The organism is Cytobacillus sp. NCCP-133, assembly GCF_026011715.1.
Taxonomy (GTDB): domain Bacteria; phylum Bacillota; class Bacilli; order Bacillales; family Cytobacillaceae; genus Cytobacillus.
Genome location: NZ_BRVM01000002.1, coordinates 64824 through 87996 on the forward strand (window position 1 = coordinate 64824; position 23173 = coordinate 87996).

The following is a 23173-nucleotide window of genomic DNA, read 5'->3' on the forward strand; positions in this document are numbered from 1 at the left end:
CTAACCATACATATGCAGACGAGTTTTTTGTTAAGTAAATGTCTGTAAAGTATAATAACAGCAGCAATATATAAGGGATGTGGAATCATATGAATAAAAAGATTGGTTTTATCGGGTGCGGAAAAATGGCACAAGCAATCATTGGCGGGTTGTTAAAATCAAAAATCGTATCAGCTGGGCAGATTATCGCCACTGCCAAAACGGAGAAGACGCTGGAGGATGTAAATAAGAGGCTGGTTATTCAGACGATATTATCCAATATAGAGGCTGCGGCTGAAGCAGATATTCTATTCCTTGCTATAAAGCCGGATCTTCATGGCGCTGTTATTGATGAAATTAAAGACTGCATTAAGCGGGATGCGATAATCATAACGATTGCTGCCGGCATTACTCTTGACTTTATGGAAAAAGCTTTTGGCAAACAAATAAAGGCAATCCGTTCCATGCCCAATACTCCTTCATTAGTAGGAGAAGGAATGAGCGCAATTGCGGCGAATCCTTCAGTAACAAAAGAGGAGCTGGATGATGTCATCCAAATTTTTACAAGCATTGGAAGAGCAGAAGTAATGGAAGAAAAAATGATGGATGCTATACCAGCCATAAGCGGCTCTTCCCCAGCATATGTATATATGTTGATTGAAGCGCTGGCAGATGGAGGTGTAAAAGCCGGGCTGCCGCGGGAACAATCATATCAGCTGGCTGCCCAGGCTGTCTTAGGCGCTGCCAAAATGGTGCTTGAAACAGGAAATCACCCTGCAGAATTAAAAGACCAGGTCTGCACTCCGGGAGGGGCAACAATTGAAGCGGTGGCTGAACTGGACCATAAGGGGTTCCGTGCAGCGGTATTGTCAGCGATGGAAAAATGCCACGAAAAGACAATAGCCCTGTCGGAAAATAAGAATTAGAAAGAGGATGTTAGATATACGCCCTGAAAATTCAGGAATCTATGGGGAAAATTAAAGACAGAAAAAACAATTTTTAATTCCGACTTGACTCATAGGAATACCTGTAATATAGTTAGACATTATAAAAATATAAATTTGGAGGAGGATCTTATCCAGTGACGACAGGTCTTTTGGTTTTGAATATTGCTATTATGCTGTTACTTATATCTGGCTTGTTCTATATGCAAAAAAAGCATATATCTTTCTCTAAACGAGTCTTTACTGCTCTCGGTTTAGGGATCCTATTTGGGTTTGCACTTCAGCTGGTTTATGGAGCAGGCTCAGACATCATTGCCAAGTCGGCGGACTGGTTTAATTTAGTAGGCGGAGGATATGTTAAATTTCTGCAGATGATTGTCATGCCGCTGGTCTTTATTTCAATTTTGGGGGCTTTTACAAAGCTTAAATTAACCAATAATATTGGAAAGATCAGTGTGTTGATCCTTGGCTTGCTGGTGGGTACAACAGCTGTGGCAGCTGCCGTTGGTATCGCAACAGCTGCTGGCTTTGATTTGGAAGCAGTGCAGATAAATGGAGGCGATGCAGAAACAGCCCGCGGTGAACAGCTTGAAGAAACTTATCAGGACATAGAGGGAAGAACTTTTCCTCAAGCTATGCTTGATTTGCTTCCAGCCAATCCATTTCTTGACTTTACAGGAGCCCGGCCAGCATCTACAATCTCAGTGGTTATTTTCGCAGCATTCCTGGGAATTGCCTATGTAGGCGTCAGAAGGAAAACTCCGGAACAAGCAGAACTTTTTGCAAAAATTGTCGATGCTTTCTATGCAATCATTATGCGCGTGGTAACTTTGATTTTACGCCTAACTCCTTATGGTGTTCTAGCAATTATGACCAAAACGGTCGCAATGAGTGATTTTAACAGCATTTTGAACTTGGGCAAATTTGTTGTAGCTTCATATGTGGCACTTGGAATTATGTTTTTAATTCATTTGCTGCTTTTGACAATGAGCGGCTTGAATCCAATCACTTATATGAAAAAGGCCTTTCCGGTTTTAACATTTGCCTTTACTTCAAGAACGAGTGCAGGAGCTTTGCCTTTGAATATTAAAACCCAAAGATCTTTGGGTGTCCCAGAGGGGATTGCCAACTTTGCAGGCTCATTCGGACTTTCCATCGGCCAGAACGGATGTGCAGGGATTTATCCAGCGATGCTGGCTGTAATGATTGCACCGACAGTTGGTATCAATCCGCTGTCACCAGGATTTATTTTCACTGTCATTTTGATTGTAGCAATCAGTTCCTTCGGAGTGGCAGGTGTAGGGGGCGGAGCAACATTTGCAGCGATTCTTGTATTGTCCGCCTTGGACCTTCCAATTGCTTTGGCTGGTTTGCTGATATCGATCGAACCGTTAATTGATATGGGCCGTACAGCTGTAAATGTAAGTGGAGCAATGACATCTGGCATCTTGACCAGCCGAATCACAGGTGAAATCGACGGAAACATTTATAGCGACATGGATAATAAAATAGAAGCAGAAGCTTAAGAAAAATAAAAACGGCAGGCGCCTGGGTGCCTGTCCTTTTTTCTTAAAAGAGGACTTTTCAATAGCAGTACAGAATTCTTAGTTTGAGAAATGGCAGGAGGAGAGACCATAGCGCTGTACATATATGTCTCTCGATTGATCGAGCGTCTAAGAAAGGCTGAAAGTTGGACTGAAAAGGATCATAGCATTGTACTGGAGCATTTGATTATCTAAAGGAGACGGCTGGGAAGATCATACTGGCGGGAAGAACTGAGCAAACAGATGAATCGGGATTTGGGATTGTTATATTTAACAGTGAAGATAAGGACCAGGCTAAATACTTTATGGAGAATAGCCCGTCGATCAAAAGGGATCATGTCGGGGGAGTTGCATTCTTATCGAGTAGCTTTGCTGAAGCAAAGCTACTCAAAATGGATAAGCAGAATCGCTTTCATTGTGATTCTGCCTTTTTGATAACAGTTAACGAAGTCATGGCAGCTACAAAAATTATGGTGATGAAGGAATAAATGAATTTTTCCGCTCCCACAATTTTTAAACCGCTTAAAATGACCAGGCCATCTATCGCGAAAATCAATGCTCCTATGTTTACGGGAATGAGTTTTACCATCAGCTGGGCAAGCAAATCTGTCCCACCCGTGCTGGTTTCATAGCGGAGCATGAGACCGATTCCAAAACCGACCAGGCATCCGCCTAAAATGGCACTTGGAAGAACAGAGAGTTCAAAAAAGTCCCCCATAAATGAGAGAAGGTCAATGGTCAGCGATGAAATGAAGAGCCCATGAAGGCTATAAAAAAAATATTTTTTTTCGTAAAACCAGGCGAGTGCATATAAGGGAATGCTTAAAACAATCATGCTTAACCCTGTAGGCAGTTTATAATAGTAATGAAGGATGAGCCCAATGCCTATGATGCCTCCATCCAGCAATTGGTGCGGGACGAGGAATCCATTAATGCCAATGCCTAATAAAAAGCTTCCCAGTAAAATTGCAATCAGCTTTTCGAAAATATGCCATCACCCCTACTTGTCCTCACATTATTATTAGAATATGAGGGTATACAGAAAAGATAGAAGCAAAGCGATCAAAAAATAAAAAAAGCCTGTCCTTGAAGACAAGCTTTTGCTGAGATTAGTGAGGCAAGAACGCAAGCTGATAGAAGAATAAGATAGCGAATAAATATACAAGTGGATGGACTTCTCTCCATTTTCCCTTTACGACTTTCATAAGGGGATAAGCGATAAATCCAAGGGCGATTCCAGTCGCAATGCTGGATGTGAGCGGCATGCTTAAAATAATCAGGAATGCCGGGAATGCTTCATCCAGTTCATTCCATCTTATATGAGAGATGCTTCCCATCATAAGGCTGCCAACGATAATCAAGGCTGGGGCTGTGATTGCAGCTAGCCCAGATACAGCACCAACAAGAGGGCCGAAGAAAGCAGCCAGAAGAAACAAACCTGCAACAGTCAAGGTTGTTAAACCGGTTCTTCCGCCGGCAGAAACTCCTGCAGATGATTCAATATAAGCAGAAGTCGGGCTAGTACCGAACATGGCACCAACAGAAGTAGCAATAGAGTCTGACAATAAAGCTTCCCGTGCTCTTGGCATCGTTTTGCCTTTCATTAACCCTGCCTGCTGGGCAACTCCAATCATTGTCCCGGTTGTATCAAAAATTGTCACAAGAAGAAATGAAAAAACAACTGCATACAAGCTGTGCTGGATAACATCACCAATAGCTTCCAAAGGATTTAAAATAATGATTCCATCAGGAAGAGATGGCAATGAAACGAAACCCTGATCAAACGAGAGATGCCCAGTGAAATAGGCAATCATGGCAGTAATGATCATTCCGAAAAATAAAGCTCCATTAATCCCGAGCGTCATCAGAATCAAGGTAGAGGCAAGTCCGACAAGTGCGAGGATGGCCTGAGGAGAGTGCAGGTCTCCAAGGGCAACAAGATTAGTTGGGTGGCTTGTAATAAGCCCGGTTAACCTCAAACCAATAAATGCTATAAATAATCCGATCCCGGCAGTGATTCCGTGTTTTAAATTATCGGGAATCGCAATAATCAGCTTTTCCCGGAAAGGAGTAAGCGACAGGATTATAAAGATAATACCTGCAATAAAGACAGCAGAGAATGCTGTTAGATAATCAATATTTCCATGCGTGCCGACTACTGAGTAGGCATAATATGCATTCAGGCCCATTCCTGGTGCAATTGCGATTGGATAGTTGGCAAACAAAGCCATCCATAGGGTACCAACAACAGTTGCAATGATGGTCGCTGAAAATACCTGTTCAAATGGAACGCCGGCATCAGACAAGATGACAGGATTTACAACCACAATATAAACCATTGTTAAGAAGGTTGTAATCCCAGCAAGAACCTCAGTCCTCACATTTGTATTATTTTCTTTTAATTTGAACATATATAGTCCCCCATAAAGTAAAACTTCAAAAACACGAACATTAAAAAATACAGTTAATATAATATTCGTTTTTATACTGGATTTCAAGTGTTATTTTATTATTCTATAATTGGGAAGAAATCATTCTTAAATAGCAGAAGATGTAACTTATTGACCAATTAGATTTTAAATGTGTCTTAGCTAAATTTGACCCTTGATGTTTCTTTAGGTTCTCCACGGAAATATTTTGCGGGAGTAGGTTGATTAATATGGAAGAATGCCTATACACTAGTGACAAATCAAAGGAAATGGGGTTTTGCTTATGTTTGCTAAACTGATATCTCTGAGCCTGCATGAGCAGGCAGAATATTTGACGAGAGCGCTTGTACAGAAGGTGAGCTATAATCATACAGAGGGAGAAAGGAAGAAGGCTGGTTTTCTTGAAGATATCCTCCGTTCTTTCCCTTATTTTGAGGAGAATAAGGATCATGTATGGACTCAGGATATTCCAGGAGATGAACTGGGCAGAAAAAATGTCTATGCTTTTCTGAGCGGCACCTCCAGCAGCAAAAAGACACTTATTTATTTGGCACATCTGGATACTGTCGGTACAGAGGATTTTGGGCCTCTTCAGAATATTGCCCATGACCCGGAAGCTCTGCACCAGTTCTTTTTGCATTATGATGCAGACCCCGAGCTGCAGCAGGATGCAATATCTAATGAATGGCTCTTTGGACGCGGGGCTTTGGATATGCAAAGCGGGATAGCTGTCCACCTGGCTAATCTGCTTTATTTTTCAGATAATCTGGATGAATTGGACGGGAATTTGCTCGTTATGTTCACTGCAGATGAAGAAGGTGAACACAGGGGAAGCAGGGCTGCTCTTGGTGAACTTCTTTCATTGAAAAAAAATCTTGGTCTTGAATACATGGCTGCTATAAATAATGATTTTATTTCTCCGTTATACGATGGTGATCAAACCAAATACATTTATACAGGTACAGCTGGAAAAGTCTTGCCGTGTTTCTCTATTTTCGGTAGGGAAACTCATGCCGGGGAAAGTCTTGCAGGCATTGATCCTACTTTGATAGCTGCTGAATTGACTGCAAGAATTAGCCAAAATTTTCAGCTGACTGAGAAGCTGGAAGGCGAACTGGTTCTTCCGCCAAGCTGCCTTTTTATGAGAGATGATAAAAAACGGTATGATGTGCAGACTGCAGTTAGCTGCCGGGTATACTTTAATTATTTTGTATATGAAAAACCGCTCAAGCAGTTATCGAATGAACTAAAGACAATTGCTGAAGATGCGAGCATCGCTGTGGAAAACCGTCTTGCAGCTGCGTTTAAAGATTTCAGGAATGCAAATGAGCTTCCGGAACGGCACCTTGACTGGAAAACAGAAGTGACCACGTTGGATGATTTCTTGGGCTGCCTTGATGAAAAAGGAATTGATACGCCAAAAATAGTTGGGGATGTACTAAAGCGATGCACATTAAACGGCGAAGCGGATGCTAGGATTATTGCATTTGATATTGTCGAGGCCCTTCATCAATCGGATCCTGAAAAGAAACCAAGGGTAATCTTGTTCTATGGCACGCCTTTCTTGCCTGCAAACACGGTAGATACAAATACAGATAGAGGCATATTTTTGAGAAAGTGCCTGGAAGAAGTTCTTGAAGAAGAAACAAAGAATTCCGGGGAAATATTTAAGGTGCGAAAATACTTTCCATATTTGTCGGATGGGAGTTTCTTATCTTTCCGGGGTTCAGATGAAGATATTCAATCACTAAAAAAGAATTTTCCTGGATTAAAAACTCTTTTTCCTATTCCGCTTAGAGATATGAGGGATTTAAATATTCCTGTCATAAACCTGGGAGTCTATGGGAAGGCAGGCCATAAGTGGACAGAAAGGGTCTACAAACCTTATACGCTTAAGATATTGCCAGAGCTTATTAGAAACCTGACAAAGCGAATTCTTTAATTAGGCAGGGGATAAGCCCCTGCCATGTTAAATCCTTTTTACAGAAATAGCATTCCGCATTTTGTGGAGTGCTTTTTTGCCTTCTTCTTTTCTTGCCATCATAACATTTACATATAGGGCGTCAATGATGCTAAGCTGAGCAATACGGGAAGAAAGTGCTTCTGAGCGATAATCTGTTTCCTCAGCCACTGTATAAAGCGAAATGTCCGCCTTTTGGCTGAGAGGTGATTTCGCGAAATTTGTGATCGCAATTGTTTTTACTTTATTCTCCTTTGAAACATTAAGAACCTGTATGACATCCTTCGTTGTTCCAGAGTGTGAGATAAAGACAGCGACATCATTCTCATTTAGCTGCGAGGCAGACATTAACTGCATATGGGAATCGCTGTTTGCCAGGACGGTGATTCCGGTTCGGATAAATTTATGGTAAGCATCCATGGCAATAATGCTAGAACCTCCGCTCCCGACAAACTCTACTTTATTGGCATTCATTATTAATCCGACTGCCTCTTCAAATGCTCCTCCGCCAAGTATTTGCAGAGTATCCTCAAGGGTTTTGATATTGGAACGGAATACTTTTTCCGAAACAGTTAGAATCCCGTCATCTTCATTAATGGTTTCATGGATGTCTTTAATCGGCGTTACAATTTCAGATGCTAAAGCTATTTTAAGAGCTTGATAGCCTTTAAAACCGATTCTCTTGCAAAAACGAAAGACGGTAGAATCGGCAATGCCCAAATCATCAGCTAGCTGATTGATCGAGCTGTGAACAATTTTTTCAGGATGTTCAAGAATATAATCTGCAATTTTTTTTTCTTTATCACTGAATTTTGCATAATGAGTTTTAATTCGAGCAAAGCAATATAGATTGTCATAAACCATTTGGGCAGCTCCCTAGTATAAAATTTTGTGAAAAGCTCTTTCTCATAGAGTGTTATTATGCTTATGAATTCAGCCCGTTGATTTCGGCACGGGGCACACAGCGAACCTGAGGGGAGGAACAGAGCTCCTCGGCTTCGCCTGTGGGGTCTCCTATTCCCTCTCTAGCCGCAGAACATTTGGAATAAGCTTCCTCGAATAGACACCGCACGAAGGAAATGCGGCAGCATTTTCGAGGATCAACTGCCCACAGCGCAGATCAACTCAGTAAATTAAATTAAGGTATTGATTTTAACAGCGCTTTATTAACAAATCCTAAAAATGCAAAGAATACTATTAAAGCGCTTTCTAAATCATAATTCTATTATAAAAGAAAAATATTTTTTTGAAAACGATTGCAAACGGAAAAATATTTTGTATAATGAAATCACAAACGAAAAAAATTTTCTTCATCCAGGAGGCTTTTATGCAAGTAGGAATGGTTGGTCTTGGAAAAATGGGTTACAATTTATCCCTGAACCTTAAAGATCATGGGCATGAAGTAGTAGCTTTTGATAAAAACAGCGGTTTAACTGAAAAAATTTCCGCTGAAGGAATTCAAGGAGTTTCAACTGTTAAGGAATTGGTCAGCAGTCTATCAAAGCCCCGTGTTGTGTGGTTGATGGTGCCTGCAGGCGATATTACAGAGGCGGTTATTGAGGAAACATCTGCTCTTCTTGAGGAAGGGGATATCCTGATTGACGGAGGAAACTCCAATTATAAACAAACACTGCAAAGAGCAGAAATACTGCAGGAGAAAGGAATTTATTTCTTTGACTGCGGTACGAGCGGCGGCATGGAAGGAGCCCGAAATGGCGCATGTACAATGATTGGTGGAGATGCGGAGGTTTTTAAAGCAATTGAGCCGATCTTCAAGGATCTTTCGGTAGAAAACGGCTATATGTATGCCGGCAGAACAGGAAGCGGCCATTTTCTCAAAATGGTACATAACGGAATCGAGTATGGCATGATGCAAGCGATTGCTGAAGGTTTTGAAATACTTGAAAAAAGTCCGTTTGATTATGATTATGAAGGGGTCGCTAAGGTCTGGAATAACGGTTCTGTTATTCGATCATGGCTGATAGAGCTAACAGAGAATGCTTTTTCAAAGGATGCCAATCTCGATGGGCTTAAAGGTGTCATGCATTCGTCAGGGGAAGGCAAATGGACTGTGGAAACGGCACTGGACCTTCAAACAGCAGCTCCAGTCATTGCCATGTCCTTAATGATGCGCTACCGCTCATTAGAAGAGGATACATTCTCAGGCAAAGTAGTTGCTGCTTTAAGGAATGAATTTGGCGGGCATGCAGTAGAGAAGAAATAATACTTTTTAGGGAACAGGAAAAACCGGCTGAAGCAAGCGGGATTTCCTGACCCGAAAAAAATTTCAGAATAAATGAAAACGCTTTATCGATAAAGGGAGGAAATGCAATGTCAGGCTCAATGTTGATTTTAGTGGCAATGGCTGGTATATTTGTGCTATTATTCTTAGTTATGAAAACAAAGCTTCATGCTTTTGTAGCTTTGCTGCTTGTGAGTTTGCTAGTTGGAATTGCTGCAGGAATGCCGCTTGGCGATGTGGTACAATCAGTTCAAAATGGAATGGGCGGCACGCTTGGTTTCGTAGCAGTTGTTGTTGGTCTTGGTGCCATGTTTGGCCGTATGCTTGAAGTTTCTGGCGGTGCTGAACGTCTTGCGCAAACAATGATTAAAAAGTTTGGTGAAGATAAGGCGCAGTGGGCGCTTGGTATTACAGGTTTTATCGTTGCTATTCCGGTATTCTTTGATGTTGGTTTCATCATACTTGTACCAATTGTTTACGGTTTGGCAAAGAAAACAGGAAAATCATTGCTTTACTATGGAATTCCGCTTTTGGCTGGGCTGGCTGTTACACACAGCTTCATTCCGCCGACTCCAGGACCGATTGCAGTCGCAGATCTTATAGGTGCTGATCTTGGCTGGGTAATCTTATTTGGTATTATCGCTGGTATTCCTTCTATGATAATTGCCGGTCCTTTATTTGGGAGATATATTGCGAAAAAGATTCATGTTACAGTTCCTGAATACATGCAAATTGAAGAAAAAGAGTATGATAAAGAACTGCCAAGCTTTGGCCTGATTGCGAGCATTATCTTTATTCCGCTTGTTCTGATTCTAGTAAACACTGTATCTGGCGTTTTGCTTGAAGAAGGCAATGGGCTTAGATCCTTCTTTACTTTCATGGGACATCCGTTTGTTGCTTTGACAATTGCTACATTATTAGCATTTTATAGTCTTGGAACAAAACGCGGCTATTCCCGCCAGGAAGTACAGGATATTGCTACAAAGTCTTTAGAGCCAGCAGGTATCATTATTCTTGTTACAGGTGCCGGCGGTGTGTTCAAGCAGGTTCTGATTGATTCAGGTGTTGGGCAGGTATTGGGAGATATGATGGCTGCTTCTGCACTGCCTCCCATCTTACTTGCATTCCTGATTGCGACTTTTGTACGTGTCGCTCAAGGTTCGGCAACAGTTGCCATGGTTACTGCTGCAGGTTTGATTGCACCGCTTATTGAAACAATGGGGCTTGAAGGACCTGTTCTAGGACTGATTGTTATCTCCATTGCTGCCGGTGCAACAATCTTCTCTCACGTTAATGACTCGGGCTTCTGGCTTGTAAACCGTTACTTCGGCCTTGATGTTAAGGATACACTTAAGTCATGGACCGTTATGGAAACACTAATTGCTGTTGTCGGGTTTGCAACAGTATTTATAATTGGCTTCTTTATTGCCTAAAATAAATGAAGAAGAGGAAGGGGCGACTTTATAGGGCCGCTTCCTTCTTCTGTTTATAAGATTGGCTGTTTTCGTAAAGTTTGTTGCTTATCAATAACTCAGTTTATTTTATTGAGTTGATCTTCGTTTTAGGCACTTGATCCTCGAAAATGCTGCCGCATTTCCTTCGTGCGGTGTCTATTCGGGGAAGCTTATTTAATATCCTGCGGGAGGAGAGGGAGCGTGAGACCCTACAGACGAAGCCGAGGAGCTCTGTTCCTCCCCGCGGGTTCGCTGCATGCCCTGTGCTGAAATCAACGGCGTGAATTCATAAGCAAAAACAAAGGTCTATAAGAGAACAGCCTTAATAATTGAAAGACAACTGTTTTATAGAATATTTTTTTGAAAGGAGATTTTCATCATGGCTGCCACAAAATATGTTATAGGCACGGATATTGGGACAACAAGCACTAAATCGGTTTTATTTGACCATAAGGGGCAGGTACTTGGAAAATACGCAATTGAGTATCCTTTACATACACCTAATCCTTCTACTGCAGAACAAGATCCAGATGAAATTTTTCAAGCTGTTATTGGAACCATTAGAGGCTGCTTGACAGAATCGAACGCCAGTGCTGAGGAAGTGACATGCGTTTCCTTTAGCTCAGCCATGCACAGTGTTATTGCTGTGGACTCAGAAGGAATGCCTTTGACCAAAAGCATTACCTGGGCTGATAATCGCAGTGCGAAATGGGCTGACAAGATTAAACAGGAACTGAATGGCCATGAAATTTACTTAAGAACTGGGACTCCCATTCATCCGATGTCACCGCTCTCTAAAATTCTTTGGCTGAAGAATGAGCAGCAGGATCTCTTCGAGCATACTTTTAAATTTATTTCCATTAAAGAGTATGTTTTTTATAAGCTATTTGGCGAGTATGTTGTTGATTATTCCATTGCTTCGGCTACAGGAATGTTCAATTTGGAAAAACTCGATTGGGATGATGGAGCACTAGAAGTGGCAGGGATTACTGCAGAAAAACTATCCAAGCCTGTTCCCACTACTTTTTCTATAAAAGGATTGAAAGATGAATTCAGCAAGCTGACCGGTCTGAATCCGGATACGCCATTCATTGCAGGGGCAAGTGATGGCGTTCTTTCCAATCTTGGAGTCAATGCGATTGAACCAGGGGTTGTGGCGGTTACAATTGGAACAAGCGGTGCAATCCGTGCTGTAACAGATAAACCGGTAACGGACCCGAAAGGCCGGATTTTCTGTTATGCCCTTACTGAGAATCATTGGGTCATTGGCGGGCCGGTAAACAACGGCGGCATGATCTTCCGCTGGGTCCGTGATGAATTTGCCGCTTCGGAAGTGGAGACGGCTAAGCGTCTTGGAATTGATCCCTATGTCGTTCTGACAAAAATCGCATCAGGAGTTGCTCCAGGCTCAGATGGACTCATTTTCCACCCTTATATGACAGGAGAAAGAGCCCCTTTATGGGATGCCAACGCACGAGGCTCTTTCTTCGGCTTAAGCCTGCATCATAAAAAAGAGCACATGATCCGTTCCGTTCTTGAAGGCGTTATTTATAACCTTTATACCGTGCTGCTGGCTTTAGAGGAGCTTACAGGGGAACCGAAGCGTATTCAGGCAACAGGAGGGTTTGCGAGGTCTGAACTATGGCGCCAGATGATGGCGGATATTTTTAATCAGGAAGTTGTGGTGCCAGAAAGTTATGAAAGCTCCTGTCTGGGAGCAGCTATCCTTGGTTTATACGCTTTAGGCGAGGTTGAAAATCTTAATGTTGTCTCTGAAATGGTTGGAGCAACATATGGCCATCAGCCAAAAGAAGAAAATGCGAAAGTATACCGGGAACTATTGCCGATTTATATTCGATTATCCCGTCTATTCGTAAATGAATATGAAAGCATTGCTGGTTTTCAGCGAAAATACTTGGGATAATTAAAAGGAGCCTGCTGGCTCTTTTTCTGTCATTAGCCATTAAGATGGCCAATGAAATCATTAAGCTGATCCAATGAAATCAGATTATGATTGCACTTCTGGCTATCCTGGCAAATGTAGTTTCCTTTTTTTGTATAGGTTCCTAATTGAGGCCCTTTTGTTTCATACAGGAACATCCCGATTTCTTCAAATTTATTGCAAATTGTACAGATACCTTTCTTGCTTATCGGCTTAAAAGTTCCATGCAGGGCTGATAATTTACCATCATTCTGACTGATCATATACTTCCTGTTAGTCCCATTATCATTCCAGCCCAAATAGCTAATTCCTCTGAAATCAATATGATCGAGTACTGGCAACTTTAATTTTTTCGCTTTAGGGAATAGTTTCTTAATGGACTGTTCGTTTAAAGTCTTAAAAGGGATTACATATTCTTTTAGTTCCGTTAAAAATGCATCTGCCTGATCTCTTTCTTTTAAGTCTCTGACGGGTGAAAGAAGCTGTACCTGTTCCTCGCCAAGTTCATCAAAAAGACTAAATACCTTTTCAATAGAAAGAGCTTTCAGTGCATTCAGCACACCTGTATCATTAACAGACGCATGGGCATTAATTAAAACCTGTGTCTGAGCTCTAATAAAATTGTATTGATCACTCCTAATGAAAGTTTCCATTTTCATCACTCCTAGCACACAGCACCTTCACATATCTCTTTCACTTTAAAAGAATTTCATAATATTGTATATGTATAAAACAACTAGGAAATGAAATCGGCATAGAAAAAAGCACTGATCAAAATGATCAGCGCTTTTTTTACTTCTTATAAATTATTTTTTTTATGGTTTCAATGGAAAGGTAATATTCCTCAGCTAGTTGGCTGATTGTTTTACCGCTTTTAAAGGAATCTTTAATCGACTGATTTCTTTCATCAAGAGTTTTCCTGGCTCCAGAGCGGGTGCCCCATTTTCGATGAGCATTTTCTGGCTTCGGGATATAAATCGTTTCTCCCTGGACATATTTTTGGATCTCTTTAATTAAATTTTTTGGTAAAACGGCATTAGCCTTTAAATAGCTCATTTCTGCCAGCTCCTTATTATTTTTTTGTAAAAAATGAATAAGGTGCAAAGCTGATATCAGAAATGGCATTGCCTTTATGGGCGATTATTTTATTCCATTACCGCCTCATGCAAAGTATCGCCGCCAATATCAGGCTTTGCATGAGACGCTGCAGTATCAGGCATTACAATTGCCATTTTCATCACCTCCTAAAAAGTGGATTTTCCTTTATTATAAAATAAAGGGAATAGACCTGTATATCTTGATTGAATTCCGGCAAAATTCGTGTGGTGCCAGGCACTGAAAAAAGTTTTCTTGCCCAATGCAGAGTTTTCTGATAATATATTTTTTTGCCCACGCGCACGCTCATATGCATTTCTCTATTGCGGCTGAAAAAATAATCGCAGTTTAACGGACAATAAGCGCCTCACATCAAAACTTTGAAGAATTAAAGAAAGGTAAGTGAGGGCCACCTGCCCATAAAGGCCGATTGGTTCGACTAACACTTAGTGTATCTACTGAGTGAAGTTTCACTTTAGGAAAGGAGAAGCATATGCCATCTATACATGAACATCCCGATTTTCAACAGGAGATTCAGCGACTGGAATTCACAAAACGTTATATTGATGTGGTAATTAAAACTTCAGAGTCCAGCAAAGACAAATTTCAGGAAAACATGAAAGAGGCCTTCGAAGATGTCGATTGGCTAGAATCGAGCTTAAGTTATTCATCTTTATTGACCAATGCCCGCTTTTTTGAAATGTCAAAGGATGAATTAACACAATTGAAGAAGGCCAGAAAGAAGCCTTATTTTGCAAGGATTGATTTTCATAGGGAAGACCTTGACGAGAAAGAGGTCTTATACATAGGCAAAACTTCCTTATATTCTCGTGAAAGTCAAGAACAGATCATTGTCGACTGGAGGTCTCCGATTGCCAATTTATACTATGAAGGCAGAATTGGCAAGGTTCATTATCATTCGTATGAGGAAACCTTTAAGGGCCATCTTTCACTAAAGCGTCAATTTATGATTGAAGAAGGGGCTCTTGATCAAATCCGCGATATCGATTTAACCACAACAGATGAATTGCTTCAGGAATCACTTTCCAAAAGTTCAAGCAACCGCCTCACAGAAATAATTTCAACCATTCAGGAAGAGCAGAACCAGATTATTCGTGCAGATTTGAACAAGCCGATTATTGTCCAGGGAGCAGCCGGCAGCGGTAAAACGACGATTGCACTGCACAGAATCAGTTATTTTATTTATCAGTACAAAGAAAACTTTGCCCCTGAGCAGCTGATGATTCTTGCGCCAAGCAGGCTCTTTATTGATTATATTTCAGAAGCGCTTCCAGAATTGGGTGTTGAGAGAGTCCGTCAGACAACCTACCAGGAATTTGTACAGGGATGCCTGGGAGCCAAGCTAATAATGGCTGAGGATAATAAACTGGTGAGCCTGCTTGAAAACCCAAGCAGCAAGGAGACACAGCTTGCCGCTTGGGCATCGTCCGTTAAAGGCTCACACTTCTTCCAAGGAATCCTCAACAATTACCTTAAGGAAATCTATAAAAGCTTTTATCCAAAAGCTGATTTCGCGGTTGATAAATTCAGGCTGTTCAGCCATAAAAAATTCATTGGGCTATTTAAAGATGATTATGACTATCTGCCTCTTTATAGAAGGCTTGATAAACTGAAAGCGGTTCTTCAAAATGACCTGGCAAAGAAAAAGAATAACATCCTTAAAAAAATTGAAACCTATTATGATGAGAGGATCGAACGGGCTCTCTACAGAGGAAAAGACTTGGAAAAAAGAAGGAAATATGTATCTGAGGCACTTGATAAAAAAGCAGCCAGGCTCGAAGAAATTAAGAAAAGCATTAGAAGTGCAGTTCCAAAGTATATGAGGCAATTTCCGGAAAAAAGCCTTATTCAATACTATAAAGAGCTATTTGCGGACGGGGAATGCCTTTTCAGAATGTCAGGCGGTAAGTTATCGCAAGAAGATGCAGACTTGCTTTGTGAATACAATCAGAAACTGTTTAGGAAAAAAGTGTATGAAAGAGAAGACCTTGCTTTAATGCTGTATTTACAGGAAAACCTTTTTGGCATCCCTAAAAACTTGAGGGCAAAAAATATAGTAATTGATGAAGCACAGGACTACAGCTTTATGGAGCTTCTTTCTTTAAAACAAGCACTTGATACAGACATGTTTACACTTGTTGGGGATCTTGCCCAGGGAATCCATTCCTACAGGGGATTGACAAGCTGGAGTCAGGTGCTCGATTATATTTTTCCGCGTGCTACCTATACAGAACTCCAAAAAAGCTATCGTACAACAGTGGAAATCATGCAAAAAGCAAACGAACTGCTAACGATGCTCCCTTATTCATTTCCGGAAGTGGAACCTGTGGTCCGCCATGGAAAAAGCCCTGTATTTATAAAAAGGAAAGAGGGCGAGGGGCTGGTAAAGCAGATTGAAGAACAGGTTACCTGCTTAAAAGAGGAAGAATACAAAACGTTTGCGGTAATCGGGAAAACAATGAAAGATTGCCGGCTCCTTCATACTCTTTTTGAAAAATATGCCGAACTGCCATTTAAGCTGCTTCAGGAGCAGGAAAGCATACCGAAGGATGAAATTATCATCGTGCCATCTTACTTGGCCAAAGGTCTGGAATTTGATGGAGTCATGATTCTGTCAATTGAAGAAAAGTTCTCCAGGGGGTCTGAACTGGATATAAAGCTTCTTTATGTTGCCATGACACGTCCTCTTCATCGTTTATATTTTTATGGGCTGAATAAGGGCGATTTTATTATTTCTTGAATTTTTTAGAAAACAGCTGTACTTTTGTGCGGCTGCTTGTTTTGAGGAAGAAGCTTTATAGAAAATTTGGTGTCCATTGTTTAGGACATTTTTATGCCGGGAAGAACACACATAGAGAAGAAATGGCAATAACATGCAGCAATAAAAAGGAGGATTCAGTGATTGTTGGCCACAAGATAAATAATCCCGGCATCTGCCGTTTATATAGATAGGCGATTGCTCTCCTCAGGCGATTGCTTTTATATTTTTAAAAGGCTAAATACTAGGACTCTGTTTAGGCAAATGCTAAAATTATGAAAGAAAGCATGGAGGAGATGATTCCGTTTTATGAAGAATATCCATAGTACCTTAACTTTGCATAATGGGGTTAAAATGCCCCAATTTGGCCTGGGTGTGTACAAAGTAGAGGAAGGGCAGCAAGTTGAAGACACCGTAAAGGATGCGATCAATTTAGGATACAGGCTGATAGATACTGCTTCTTTTTACGAAAATGAAGAGGGTGTGGGAAAAGCCATAAGAGAAAGCGGCGTGCCAAGGGAAGAGCTTTTTATCACAACAAAGGTGTGGAATACGGATCAGGGGTATGAACAGACCCTTGCTGCGTTTGAAAAAAGTCTCAAGAAACTTGAGTTAGATTACATAGATCTATATTTAATCCATTGGCCTGTAAAGGAGAAATACCTTGAAACCTGGAGAGCTCTCGAAAAGCTATATAAAAATGGAAAAGTAAAGGCAATTGGGGTGAGCAATTTTCAAATCCATCACCTGCAGGACATAATGGAGAACTCTTCCGAAAAGCCAGTAGTTAATCAGGTTGAGCTTCATCCTAGGCTAACTCAGGAGGAATTAAGGTCATTTTGCGATGAGCACAATATTAAAGTGGAAGCATGGTCTCCAATTGCAAGAGGAAGAGTGCTCGATGATCCCGTGATAAAGGAGATAGCAGACAAATACTGCAAATCAGCGGCACAAGTTATTCTTAGATGGCATATCCAAAACGGCGTAATTGTTATACCAAAATCAGTCCATGAAGAAAGACTGAAGGAAAACGCGGATATTTATAATTTTGAATTATCTGCTGAAGAGATGAAACACATAGATGCATTAAATAAAAATGTACGTTATGGGGCTGACCCGGATAATTTTGAATTTTAGTGATATGTGTTAGTAAAGCATCCTGCGGGGTGCTTTTTGTTTTATAGGAGCTTTCCCAGAAGAATAGTTTTAAAAAAAATGGTTTTAGATATTGAATCCTGGGTAATTTAATTGTACAAGCAGATAAGATCACCAACAGCTGCGCAGCTACTGAATGAAATTCTTAATCTGAAGAGAAACTAACTAAAACGAACAAGGAGTGATTTTAACATGATGAGCTTTTTATGGGCATTAATTATAGGTGGTATCATTGGCTGGTTAGCAGGCATGATCGTAGGAAGAGATATTCCGGGTGGAATTATCGGTAATATTATTGCAGGTTTCATTGGTGCATGGTTAGGTTCATTGATTCTTGGTGATTGGGGTCCTGTCGTAGCGGACTTTGCTATTATTCCTGCTTTAATTGGTGCTATCCTGCTTGTATTCATCGTAGGCTTTATTATGAAATCTATGCGTAAATCTCATGACTAATATTTAGCAAATAAAAGAAGTCCCGATCGGGGCTTCTTTTTAATTTCTAACTCTAACTGACTAAAAATACGGGCACAGCTTTTTCCTTAAAAAAGATATGGATCAATCCCTTTAAAAATCTCGGGAATGTCCAGGAAAGGCGCATGGCTTGTGACGGGTTCCCCTGTGAAGGGGTGAGGAGTTTCCAGTTTGACAGCATGAAGTGCTTGCCTGGGGAAAACTGGTTTCCCTCCATATAATACGTCACCTGCGAGGGGGTGGCCTAAATGGCTTAAGTGGATGCGAATCTGATGCGTTCGTCCTGTATCCAGCCTGCATTTAATCAGGGTAAGATCCTGGTTACCATGCGGTTCAATTAATTCAAAATGTGTCACGGCAGGCTGCCCTTTGGGAGAAATTCTTCTTCTAGTAGGATGATGTCTGTCACGCCCAATTGGTTCACGAATCGTTCCCTTTTTTTGAAGAGGCTTCCCATGTACCAAAGCCAGGTATGTGCGCTTAATTGCTCTTTCCTCAAGCTTTTTATCCATAATCGCCCCTGCAAGGGGATGTTTGGCAAATAGGACAGCCCCGGTCGTATCACGATCCAGACGATGGACATGCTTAATGCTCCTATATTCACCCTGCATCTGGAGATGGAAGGCTGCTGCATTGGCAAGAGTGTTATTTTGGTCTGGAAAATTGGGATGCGTATCCATACCAGAGGGTTTATTAAGAACCAGTAAATGATCATCCTCAAATAATACTTCGATCTCATGATAAGTTGGAATCACACCAAATTCTTCTTCCTGAAAAAGTTGCAATTTTAGTTTATCCCCTTCATGCAAAGGTAGTGCCCAATTTGCCGGTTCATCGTTGACCAATACCTGCTTTTGCATTCTAATATGATGAGTTTGCTTCTTGGGGGCTGACCAAATAGTTCGGAAAATGTAGTCCACGGTGTAACCTTCCCACCCGCTTGGCACCGTTATTTCACACCATTCGCCAAACCTTTGTATTTTTACCATAAATTACTCCTTCTCCTGATTGAATAATCATCATTTATTATCATACATATAAATTAATCACAATAATATCTTAGCCCTTATAACTGGCGGTTAAAAGGCAAAAGGAGCAGAAAATTATTATAGTAATCATCAAAAACTGCTTCCGTTATTCTATTAAGGAGGTTAATATAGAACTTTGGAACTGGTTAATGGGGAATACCTGGATGACAACTATTTCCGCAGGAGGGGAAGATGTCAACAAATTCCTGATTCATGGGTATAATTACCACCCTAAAGGGCTTTCAGAATATGATATTCTTAAGTATATATTACGAACTGATTACAAGGATTACAAAGGTGGGTTATCAGTGAAGGTTGTATTTGCATCAACTCCTGATCAGGAACAAAAAATAATGGAGCTAATTCAAAAATTTTATTCAAATGTGTTTCCTCTTTATTTCACAGATGATGACATAAGAGAATTTGAGCAGCAGAAGATTTTACATACTTCTACGAGACACTTTGAATACTTTGGGACTTTAAAGGAGGCATATCAGGTTATTGCAGGATTGCAAACGCTTATGGCTATTCTTGAATCTCCACAGCAGAAGGAGAAGTATGAACGTATTTTCGTCAAAAATGTGCAAACCCTTAAAGAATTCGGTTTATCGTTCCCATTTGACTACAGTCATTTTTGCGGTGAAAGAACGCCGAGAAATGATGAATTCAGTGTCTATGCCCAAGCCGCAAATGAAATATTGGTATGAAGAAAACGCCTGCAGCCGCAGGCGTTTTCTTATTTTGTATTCTCATCAAACCACTGTTTAAAAATAGCTTTTTCCTGGTAGCCTGTTATTCTGTTTACTTCTTTGCCGTCTTTATATTGAACGATTGTCGGAGTCTCGTTAATTCTGTAATCGTCCCAGCCATCTTCGAATTCCAGAAGATTGAATTGGACAAGGTCGATATTCATTTCTTTTGCAAGCGGAGCTAGTTCAGGAGTTGTCCGCTGGCAATGCGGGCAAGTAGGACTATAAAAATAAACGGTAACATCCTCGTTACGATCCAGTTTGTCCTCCAATTCTCCTGGAAGGATTAGATTTTGGTAGTTCGGGTCATTAAGCTGTTTGACAGTTTCGGGATGAAGCGTATCCTTGTCATATGGATTATTTCCTGATACCTTTTCTTCATTCTGCATCTTTGTTAAAATCCCCACAGCTGCGAATAATACAATGATCACAGCGAGGAATATAATTATTTTTTTCATCAATATGCCTCCTCTTTTGTTTTCTTCCATACAAGATAACTGCAAATAAAAATAACAATAAAAGCTGTTAAAGCTAAAAAGGGAATCGTCATAAATCCAAGCCAGTTTATGTATTGGCCAGTACATGGAACTCTGCCGCATGATGCCGCATGGTCTGCCATAAAGGATATTTTCTGTATGGAATAATGGTAGATGGAAATGCCCGCTCCAACAGCGGAAAGGAACATAGAATAAAGGCTGATCCGGTAATCCTTCTTGATGACGGCAAGTCCAAGTATAATAGCAAATGGATACATGATAATCCTTTGATACCAGCAGAGCTCACACGGCTCATACTGCCTGATTTCCGAAAAATAAAGGCTGCCGAACATGGCAAGTATTGCTACTGCCCAAGCAGTAAACAGTAAATTTTCCCGTTTATCTTTTTTTGTTTTCTCCATGATTATCTCCTTATTATTTTTACTCTAAAAATTATAATGCTAATGGCTGCTCCTTGTAAATCAACATGAACAGCAATATGGTAAATAGCCCAAATGTGTGATGAACTAAATGGAGATGAACTTGCTGATTCGCGTACAAATCAGCAAATTTAAATTTAAAAAAGATTTTTAGCGTCTTTGTAGAAATATATATATAGGAAAATACGTAAGATAAGAGGTGATTAGGTGGAAAAGCATGCTTTAATTATTGGCGGGACAGGGATGCTTAAATATGTGGCTGATTGGCTATCAAAAGAAGGATATAAAGTGAGTGTTGCAGGAAGAACGCAAGAGAAGTTCACTGAAGCTTTCGGGGGCCTGCCTGCTGCTGAAAGAAGAATTACTTTCATTCAAACAGATTACAATTCCAGCGATACATTTGCTAAGGAAATGAAAGAAGCGATTAGGAAACAAGGCAATGTGAGTCTTTGCGTCTGCTGGATGCGAAGTGATGCAGTTAATAGCTTTGAATGGCTGATATCATACCTTGCCGAATCTAACAGAACTGTCCAGTTTTATGAGGTGAAAGGAAGCCGTGCTTCAAGAGAAATATTTACATCTTCTACTATCAATAATCTTAAATGGAATCGTGTCATTCTGGGATTTAAAAGGGAAAATGGGCTGTCTAGATGGCTGACGGACAAAGAAATTTCCGAGGGCGTTATGAATGCAATAAAAAAGGGAAAGGAACTGTATATCACTGGAGAAGTTGAACCCTGGGATCAGCGTCCAGGATAATTACTATTGCCTAAAGGAGTGCAGCATCATTGACAAAGCTGGATCTTAAGAAATTTGAGAAGAAAATGATTATACGGAATACCCGCCATACAGATATTAACCATATCATTGCCCTTCAGGAAGTTTGCTTTCCTGGCATGGAACCATGGAAGCGCAATCAGCTTGAAAGCCATCTGGATATTTTTCCCGAGGGACAGTTTGTTGCAGAATATGATGGGGAAATCATTGGCTCTTGTTCGAGCCTGATTATAAATTTTGATGAATATGATGACCGCCATTCCTGGGATGACGTGACGGATAAAGGCTACATAACAAACCATAACCCGGAAGGCTATAATTTATATGGCATTGAGGTAATGGTTCACCCGGATTACAGAAGAATGAAAATTGGCCATCGGCTTTATGAGGAAAGGAAGGAACTTGTAAGGGAGCTAAATTTAAAGAGCATCATAATAGGAGGCCGTATCCCGAATTACCATAAACATGCCAATGAAATGAGCCCTAGGGAATATGTAAGCGAAGTTTCACTCCACAAAATATATGATCCTGTCTTGTCGTTTCAGCTTCTGAATGGATTTATTTTGATGAGGATTAATCCAAATTATTTGCCAGATGATGTCCAATCAAACAAGTATGCTACGCTAATGGAATGGAATAACGTGGACTACCGCCCTATGACAAAACGTTTTTACAAAACGAGTTATCCAGTCCGAATTTGTGCGGTTCAGTATTTAATGAGACAGATTAACTCATTTGATGAATTCGCCCACCAGGTAGAATATTTTACTGATGTTGCATCAGATGCAGGATCCGACTTTGCGGTATTTCCGGAGATTTTTACCACCCAGCTCATGTCCTTTTTGGATGAACGTTCTCCGAGTCTTGCAGTCCGCAAGCTTACGGAATACACCGAGCAATATATCGAATTATTTACGGATCTGGCTGTCAGATATAATATTAATATCATTGGCGGATCGCATTTCGTAAAAGAGGACGATGATGAAATCTATAATATCGCTTATCTGTTCAGACGGGACGGAACAATTGAGAAACAATATAAGCTTCATATTACGCCAAACGAGCGGAAGTGGTGGGGCATCAGCCGCGGAGACGAAGTGAAGGTCTTCGACACGGATTGCGGAAAGATTGCGATACAAATTTGCTATGATATAGAGTTTCCAGAACTCGCAAGAATTGCAACAGATAAGGGGGCCAAAATTATCTTTACCCCTTTCTGTACGGAAGACCGTCAAGGCTACTTGCGCGTTCGGTACTGTGCCCAGGCACGGGCCGTTGAAAACCAGATTTATACTGTTATATCGGGAACAGTCGGCAACCTGCCACAAACTGAAAATATGGATATCCAGTATGCGAGGTCAGGAATTTTTGCACCATCAGATTTTGAATTTGCAAGAGATGGAATAGTAGGGGAAACCAATCCGAATATTGAAATGGTGCTGATTGGGGATGTTGACCTGGAAATTTTAAGGCGCCAAAGACAGGACGGTACGGTACGTCAATTAAAAGACCGCAGGCATGATATTTACAGCATTCAATATAAGAAGTAACATAGAAGGGAAGCGGCAGAAGCATAGAGCTTAAGCTGCTTTTCTTATCTCTTTGAAAGCTGCCCTTGAATTGCATACATATTGTAAAGCGTGAAAAATGTCAAAATAACACGGATATTTTTGAGAGGAAAATCAATTTTTTTATCGAAAAGGGTAGTA

General features: G+C 40.7%; 20 protein-coding genes. 12 read left to right on the forward strand and 8 right to left on the reverse strand.

The features are described 5' to 3' along the window. Nucleotides 1-89 precede the first annotated feature (89 nt). Nucleotides 90-905, forward strand: a complete 816-nt coding sequence (gene proC, locus NCCP133_RS04375; RefSeq protein ID WP_264803724.1) for a pyrroline-5-carboxylate reductase — start codon at nt 90-92, stop codon at nt 903-905. A 191-nt stretch (nt 906-1096) separates the two neighbouring features. Continuing rightward, the gene (locus NCCP133_RS04380) at nt 1097-2449 is read left to right on the forward strand and encodes an L-cystine transporter (protein ID WP_442874239.1); all 1353 of its coding nucleotides are present in this window, start codon (nt 1097-1099) and stop codon (nt 2447-2449) included. A 430-nt stretch (nt 2450-2879) separates the two neighbouring features. Here NCCP133_RS04380 and NCCP133_RS04385 read toward each other — a convergent pair whose 3' ends face one another. After that, the gene (locus NCCP133_RS04385) at nt 2880-3455 is read right to left on the reverse strand and encodes a YitT family protein (RefSeq protein ID WP_264803971.1); all 576 of its coding nucleotides are present in this window, start codon (nt 3453-3455) and stop codon (nt 2880-2882) included. A 121-nt stretch (nt 3456-3576) separates the two neighbouring features. Continuing rightward, nucleotides 3577-4878 (reverse strand): NCS2 family permease, encoded by a 1302-nt coding sequence (locus tag NCCP133_RS04390; RefSeq protein ID WP_264803726.1) that lies wholly within the window; start codon nt 4876-4878, stop codon nt 3577-3579. A gap of 301 nt (nt 4879-5179) precedes the next feature. Here NCCP133_RS04390 and NCCP133_RS04395 point away from each other — a divergent pair, with 301 nt between their 5' ends. Continuing rightward, nucleotides 5180-6838 carry a M20/M25/M40 family metallo-hydrolase gene (locus NCCP133_RS04395; RefSeq protein WP_264803727.1) on the forward strand — a complete coding sequence of 553 codons (1659 nt, stop codon included), beginning with the start codon at nt 5180-5182 and terminating at the stop codon, nt 6836-6838. Nucleotides 6839-6865: 27 nt separating this feature from the next. Here NCCP133_RS04395 and NCCP133_RS04400 read toward each other — a convergent pair whose 3' ends face one another. Continuing rightward, on the reverse strand, nt 6866-7720 hold the full coding sequence (locus NCCP133_RS04400) for a MurR/RpiR family transcriptional regulator (protein ID WP_264803728.1): 855 nt from the start codon (nt 7718-7720) through the stop codon (nt 6866-6868). A 463-nt stretch (nt 7721-8183) separates the two neighbouring features. Between NCCP133_RS04400 and gnd the strand changes: the two genes are divergently transcribed. From gnd to gntK, 3 genes are all read left to right on the forward strand, one after another. Continuing rightward, on the forward strand, nt 8184-9080 hold the full coding sequence (gene gnd, locus NCCP133_RS04405) for a phosphogluconate dehydrogenase (NAD(+)-dependent, decarboxylating) (protein WP_264803729.1): 897 nt from the start codon (nt 8184-8186) through the stop codon (nt 9078-9080). A gap of 107 nt (nt 9081-9187) precedes the next feature. Beyond that, a complete protein-coding gene (locus NCCP133_RS04410) occupies nt 9188-10531 on the forward strand; it encodes a GntP family permease (RefSeq protein ID WP_264803730.1) in 1344 nt (447 codons plus the stop codon). Nucleotides 10532-10931: 400 nt separating this feature from the next. After that, nucleotides 10932-12476: a gluconokinase gene (gene gntK / locus NCCP133_RS04415; RefSeq protein WP_264803731.1), complete on the forward strand. Its 1545-nt coding sequence runs from the start codon at nt 10932-10934 to the stop codon at nt 12474-12476. Between the two features lie 32 nt (nt 12477-12508). On the opposite strand, the gene NCCP133_RS04420 is transcribed toward gntK, so the two are convergent. Beyond that, the gene (locus NCCP133_RS04420; protein WP_264803732.1) at nt 12509-13147 is read right to left on the reverse strand and encodes a FusB/FusC family EF-G-binding protein; all 639 of its coding nucleotides are present in this window, start codon (nt 13145-13147) and stop codon (nt 12509-12511) included. 139 nt (nt 13148-13286) lie between these two features. After that, nucleotides 13287-13619: a CD3324 family protein gene (locus NCCP133_RS04425; RefSeq protein WP_264803733.1), complete on the reverse strand. Its 333-nt coding sequence runs from the start codon at nt 13617-13619 to the stop codon at nt 13287-13289. A gap of 463 nt (nt 13620-14082) precedes the next feature. Between NCCP133_RS04425 and helD the strand changes: the two genes are divergently transcribed. The 3 genes from helD (at nt 14083) to NCCP133_RS04440 (ending at nt 17976) form a co-directional block, all read left to right on the forward strand. Further along, nucleotides 14083-16350 (forward strand): RNA polymerase recycling motor HelD, encoded by a 2268-nt coding sequence (helD, locus tag NCCP133_RS04430; protein WP_264803734.1) that lies wholly within the window; start codon nt 14083-14085, stop codon nt 16348-16350. A 327-nt stretch (nt 16351-16677) separates the two neighbouring features. Next, a complete protein-coding gene (locus NCCP133_RS04435) occupies nt 16678-17505 on the forward strand; it encodes an aldo/keto reductase (RefSeq protein WP_264803735.1) in 828 nt (275 codons plus the stop codon). 213 nt (nt 17506-17718) lie between these two features. Continuing rightward, complete coding sequence (locus NCCP133_RS04440) at nt 17719-17976, forward strand: GlsB/YeaQ/YmgE family stress response membrane protein (protein WP_264803972.1); 258 nt, start codon at nt 17719-17721, stop codon at nt 17974-17976. Nucleotides 17977-18062: 86 nt separating this feature from the next. On the opposite strand, the gene NCCP133_RS04445 is transcribed toward NCCP133_RS04440, so the two are convergent. Beyond that, nucleotides 18063-18983, reverse strand: coding sequence for an RluA family pseudouridine synthase (locus NCCP133_RS04445; RefSeq protein ID WP_264803736.1), 921 nt, complete (start codon nt 18981-18983; stop codon nt 18063-18065). A 203-nt stretch (nt 18984-19186) separates the two neighbouring features. On the opposite strand from NCCP133_RS04445, the gene NCCP133_RS04450 reads away from it, so the two are divergent. Continuing rightward, nucleotides 19187-19729 carry a YhcU family protein gene (locus NCCP133_RS04450; protein ID WP_264803737.1) on the forward strand — a complete coding sequence of 181 codons (543 nt, stop codon included), beginning with the start codon at nt 19187-19189 and terminating at the stop codon, nt 19727-19729. A 29-nt stretch (nt 19730-19758) separates the two neighbouring features. Here NCCP133_RS04450 and NCCP133_RS04455 read toward each other — a convergent pair whose 3' ends face one another. Both NCCP133_RS04455 and NCCP133_RS04460 read right to left on the reverse strand, forming a co-directional pair. Continuing rightward, complete coding sequence (locus NCCP133_RS04455) at nt 19759-20229, reverse strand: thioredoxin family protein (RefSeq protein ID WP_264803738.1); 471 nt, start codon at nt 20227-20229, stop codon at nt 19759-19761. Next, the gene (locus tag NCCP133_RS04460; protein WP_264803739.1) at nt 20229-20669 is read right to left on the reverse strand and encodes a disulfide oxidoreductase; all 441 of its coding nucleotides are present in this window, start codon (nt 20667-20669) and stop codon (nt 20229-20231) included. The genes NCCP133_RS04455 and NCCP133_RS04460 overlap by 1 nt, the downstream gene beginning before the upstream one ends. Before the next feature lie 225 nt (nt 20670-20894). On the opposite strand from NCCP133_RS04460, the gene NCCP133_RS04465 reads away from it, so the two are divergent. Next, complete coding sequence (locus tag NCCP133_RS04465; RefSeq protein ID WP_264803740.1) at nt 20895-21446, forward strand: SDR family NAD(P)-dependent oxidoreductase; 552 nt, start codon at nt 20895-20897, stop codon at nt 21444-21446. 65 nt (nt 21447-21511) lie between these two features. Further along, on the forward strand, nt 21512-23014 hold the full coding sequence (locus NCCP133_RS04470) for a bifunctional GNAT family N-acetyltransferase/carbon-nitrogen hydrolase family protein (RefSeq protein WP_264803973.1): 1503 nt from the start codon (nt 21512-21514) through the stop codon (nt 23012-23014). Nucleotides 23015-23173 lie beyond the last annotated feature (159 nt).